Origin of the sequence: Moorena sp. SIO1F2 (assembly GCF_010672755.1) — a bacterium.
Taxonomy (GTDB): domain Bacteria; phylum Cyanobacteriota; class Cyanobacteriia; order Cyanobacteriales; family Coleofasciculaceae; genus Moorena.
In genome coordinates this window covers 1-3,729 of sequence record NZ_JAAHFV010000500.1, presented here as the reverse complement: position 1 = coordinate 3,729, position 3,729 = coordinate 1, and the positions used below count along the sequence as shown (strand labels likewise).

7 protein-coding genes are annotated in these 3,729 nt (G+C 41.3%); 3 read left to right on the top strand and 4 right to left on the bottom strand.

The window, feature by feature from the left end:
* Together F6J94_RS31750 and F6J94_RS31745 are read right to left on the bottom strand one after the other, a co-directional pair.
* On the bottom strand, positions 1–284 hold a 284-nt coding region (locus tag F6J94_RS31750), incomplete at its 3' end, for an ATP-binding protein (protein ID WP_293047544.1).
* Between the two features lie 277 nt (positions 285–561).
* Positions 562–843: a hypothetical protein gene (locus F6J94_RS31745; protein WP_293047542.1), complete on the bottom strand. Its 282-nt coding sequence runs from the start codon at positions 841–843 to the stop codon at positions 562–564.
* Between the two features lie 71 nt (positions 844–914).
* Here F6J94_RS31745 and F6J94_RS31740 point away from each other — a divergent pair, with 71 nt between their 5' ends.
* Entirely contained in the window at positions 915–1,082 is a 168-nt protein-coding gene (locus F6J94_RS31740; RefSeq protein WP_293047540.1) for a hypothetical protein, read from the top strand.
* A gap of 12 nt (positions 1,083–1,094) precedes the next feature.
* On the opposite strand, the gene F6J94_RS31735 is transcribed toward F6J94_RS31740, so the two are convergent.
* A complete protein-coding gene (locus F6J94_RS31735; protein WP_293047538.1) occupies positions 1,095–2,075 on the bottom strand; it encodes a sulfotransferase domain-containing protein in 981 nt (326 codons plus the stop codon).
* Positions 2,076–2,080: 5 nt separating this feature from the next.
* Entirely contained in the window at positions 2,081–2,239 is a 159-nt protein-coding gene (locus F6J94_RS31730) for a hypothetical protein (RefSeq protein ID WP_293047536.1), read from the bottom strand.
* Between the two features lie 55 nt (positions 2,240–2,294).
* Between F6J94_RS31730 and F6J94_RS31725 the strand changes: the two genes are divergently transcribed.
* Positions 2,295–2,462 carry a hypothetical protein gene (locus F6J94_RS31725; protein WP_293047534.1) on the top strand — a complete coding sequence of 56 codons (168 nt, stop codon included), beginning with the start codon at positions 2,295–2,297 and terminating at the stop codon, positions 2,460–2,462.
* A 47-nt stretch (positions 2,463–2,509) separates the two neighbouring features.
* On the top strand, positions 2,510–3,712 hold the full coding sequence (locus tag F6J94_RS31720) for a glycosyltransferase family 4 protein (RefSeq protein WP_293047532.1): 1,203 nt from the start codon (positions 2,510–2,512) through the stop codon (positions 3,710–3,712).
* The last annotated feature ends 17 nt before the right edge of the window (positions 3,713–3,729 follow it).

Genomic DNA, 3,729 nt, shown 5'->3' with positions numbered 1-3,729 from the left:
TGATTAATATACTTTTTCACCTCATCGGCAGTCATCCCAATGCCGTTATCTGAGATGGAGAGAGTTTTCTTATCCTTATCAATGGTAATTTTAATTTCCGGGTCTCCCACATCCCCGTCAATCTCCCCAGCATAAGAGACCATCTTCAACTTCTGGATGGCATCCACTGAGTTGGAGATCAGCTCCCGCAAGAAGATTTCGTGATCGGTGTAGAGAGACTTCTTGATAATCGGGAAGATATTCTCAGTATGAATCGTGATTGTGCCTTGTTCCAGTACAGTCATTGGTATAGGTATATTTATATGAATGTCCCTTTAACGATTCTGAGGGATAACTTTTGATACGACAGATGGGGTTGTCCACCGATAGGGATTCGGATTTCCGTATCTTGGGGAAGACTAGTGAAGTTTAGTTGGTTTCGCCCCCCTAACCCCCCAAATCTACAGAACATGGTAGGGATAGGGACAACAATGAAAAATTTCCTGGCTAGGGATGAGAGGTAATAGCCAAAACAGTCAGCTGCTTGTTCAGCTTCAGATTGAAATTCCAACCGAAAATCCACTAGTCATCAATCTCCAGGCTAGCATACTGAGCGAAATCACCTAAATATTTTCCTTTCCCTTCTGCTGCTTGGTGGATACCTCGTTTCACCTGCGCCAGGGTTTCGGGATTTTGCCATAACCACTGTTCTTCTTCTGGAATTGGATCGAGTAGGATTTGTCCTGTATCGTTGATCAAGACTCGGTAGACTTTTGCCTTAGCTTCCGGTTCTAATTTTAAACAAAAGTGCTCATCAATTTGGGCAGCATTATCAATGACCTGGAAGTTTTGGTTAAGAATCATTTTTAATAGCCGACTAGCTAGATATATACACTAGTTTAGTCTAGCCTGTTGAATAAGCCCACTTGCCTTGAGTGCGATTGACTTGCTTGTCACGCTACGCGATCGCTAAACACCCCACACCTGATACCGAGTTGCATTCAAAGATAGTAGATTGGTGGGATGGGGAGATGGGGAGATGGGGAGATGGGGAGATTGGGGCAATAGAAAGTTGTACCTTTGACCGCTACTTAGTATCATAACCCACAACAGCTTCAGGGTTTGTAGTGGTAAAAATAAGATAAATTTTCCTCCATTTTTGAATTCAGATAATCAATATCCTCTTGATTTAAATATTCAGTAAATCCTCCCACTTTTCCTTTACGAGTTTTGTAAGACTCTTGATCTTGCTGGTCAGTTGGAGTCAAGCGATCGGATTTAAATGTCCGGTTTTGTTCCATCTGGCGCATATTCTTAAAGGAGGCAAAGTTAACAGCTTCTTCAATTACTTCATCCCGAACTGATTTAACACCTAAAAATTCTAAAACCCCCTTCAGTTCTTTTTTGGTATTTGTTTGGATATCTTCATAACGCACCAGCAAAAAATCTTTCGGTAGATAGCGATTAGCTTCCCATATATTGTAATACCTAATCAAGGTATCAAAGCTCCCCACTGACTCATGAATGAAGCTAGGCAAATCCCCCTCATAGGGTTTAATTCGTTCAGCATACTGCTTCAGAGAGTCTACTTGCTGCATGATGTGAGCATAGTGTCCCACCCGTTTAGTATGTTCAAAGTAGATAGATACTACTACATCCCTAGGGTCTCGGACTAATAGAATTACCTTAGCATTTTTATAGTTTGCCTTACTTTGAACAAGTTCATCAGGCTTTTTCCATTCTGGTTCATCATCATGAATAACTCGAATTTTTGGGACATCAGGGTGCAATGGTGCTAAGGTTTCCAACTCCAATATTCTCTCCATAATTTTGGGGTCAGTTAGACCTAAATGCTTTTCTAATACCCGTCCAATCATCAATCTGAGCCAGGTTCGTCCAGATTTAGGAAATGAAATCAGATAGGCATCCACTGACCGTTGATCATACCAACGCACTAGACTAGTGATTAGAGGCTTTTGAGCCATTCGTCCTAGGAATGTTCCTAGTTTTCGTCTTCCTTCTGGTGGTAGTTTGCTCTTGACAAAAGACCAAGCACCAACAATGATTGATCTAACTAAAATCCCGTTAAGTATCATAATTATTATAGGTTAATTTTAGATGTTAACAAAAGGGAGTCGGGAGTCGGAATCCCCCCTAACCCCTCCCAGGATGGGAACGGGAGTCGGGAGTCGGGAGTCGGGAGTCGGGAGTCGGGAGTCGGGAGTCGGGAGTCGGGAGTAGGGAACTTCGGAATTGCCAAAAAATCCTGTTTACGTCATTACTATAAAAAAAGCTATTTTAACAAAAAAACCAAAGTGATCAATTCCCTATTACCTGAGCGCAGCGCTATACAATTTAACTATATACCCAAGATAAATAAATCCGCTATAGCAATTCTCAGACTCATTCATGAGATACACATAATTTTTACCACTCCACCCTCCCGACTCCCTACTCCCGACTCCCTGCTCCCTGCTCCCTAAAACCCAAGACGAAAGTACCTCACCCATATTGATAACTGCTATATACCATGACTAAAGTTTTTATAATCTGTTCTGGTCTGGGTCATATCCAGCGGGGCTATGAATCGTTTGCCCAAGAGTGCTTCGCCGCTTTATCTCAGGAATCTTCTCTTGATATCACCCTGTTTAAAGGAGGAGGTAAGTCTCAAGAAAAAATGATTACATTATGGAATCTACCACGGTATAGTTGGATGGCCGGTCAACTGGGAAGATTGGTTAAGCAATTAAGTAACTTTTTAAAAAAAGGTGACTATTTTGTCAGACAAGAAGGCTACTTTATTGAACAAGCATCATTTATCGTAAGTTTATTATCACATATATATCGTGAACGTCCAGAGGTAATTTACTTCAGTGATGATGGCTTAGGCTATCTACTGTGGCACTGGCGGCGTTTGACAAAACAGAATTATAAGCTGCTTTTCCGTAATGGAGGAGCCTTCTCTCCTCCTTTTTACCGTTGGGATCATGTACAGCAGTTAACACCAATTCACTATAAACAGGCGTTAACCTATGGAGAGCCTGTTGAGAAACAAAGTCTACTTCCCTCTGGATTCTTCATCCCTTCCAAATTACAGATACTGTCACCATTAGAACGAGAGGCTTTACGAGAGAAATTAGGACTACCGAAACAGCAACCGTTAATTCTTTCTGTGGCAGCGATTAACAAGTATCATAAACGCATGGACTACATCATTAATGAAGTAGCGAGTTTGCCAAAACCTAGACCATTACTCTTATTATTAGGTCAACAGGATTTTGAATCACCGGAAATTATTCAGCTTGGGCAAGATCTATTAGGGGTTGATCAGTTTCAAGTGCGAACTGTTGCTCGTGAGCAGGTAACGAATTACTATAAAGTTGCTGATATTTTCGTCTTAGCTTCTCTCCATGAAGGATTACCACGAGTAATTGTCGAGGCGATGTCCCATGGTTTACCTTGTTTAGCTCATGATTATGACATTACTCACTTTGTTTTAGGCAATGAAGGATATTTCGCTAATTTTGAATTAACTGGAAGTTTAGCTAATTTAATTACTCAAGTATTGAGTGAAGGGTATAACGATAGTAAGCGTAAAAATTGTCATCGCAAGGTCTATGAAAGGTTTAGTTGGCAGCAGTTATCAACCGCCTATGTTGATATGATTGAACGGTGTAGATTAATGGCAAAGGGAACAGGGAGTAGGGAGTCGGGAGAAGGGAGTAGGGAGTAGGGAGTAGGGAGTAGGGA

Coding starts and splice junctions, on each gene's coding strand:
- F6J94_RS31720 (WP_293047532.1), top strand. CDS start 2,510: ATGACTAAAGTTTTTATAATCTGTTCTGGTCTGGGTCATATCCAGCGG.
- F6J94_RS31735 (WP_293047538.1), bottom strand. CDS start 2,075: ATGATACTTAACGGGATTTTAGTTAGATCAATCATTGTTGGTGCTTGG.
- F6J94_RS31745 (WP_293047542.1), bottom strand. CDS start 843: ATGATTCTTAACCAAAACTTCCAGGTCATTGATAATGCTGCCCAAATT.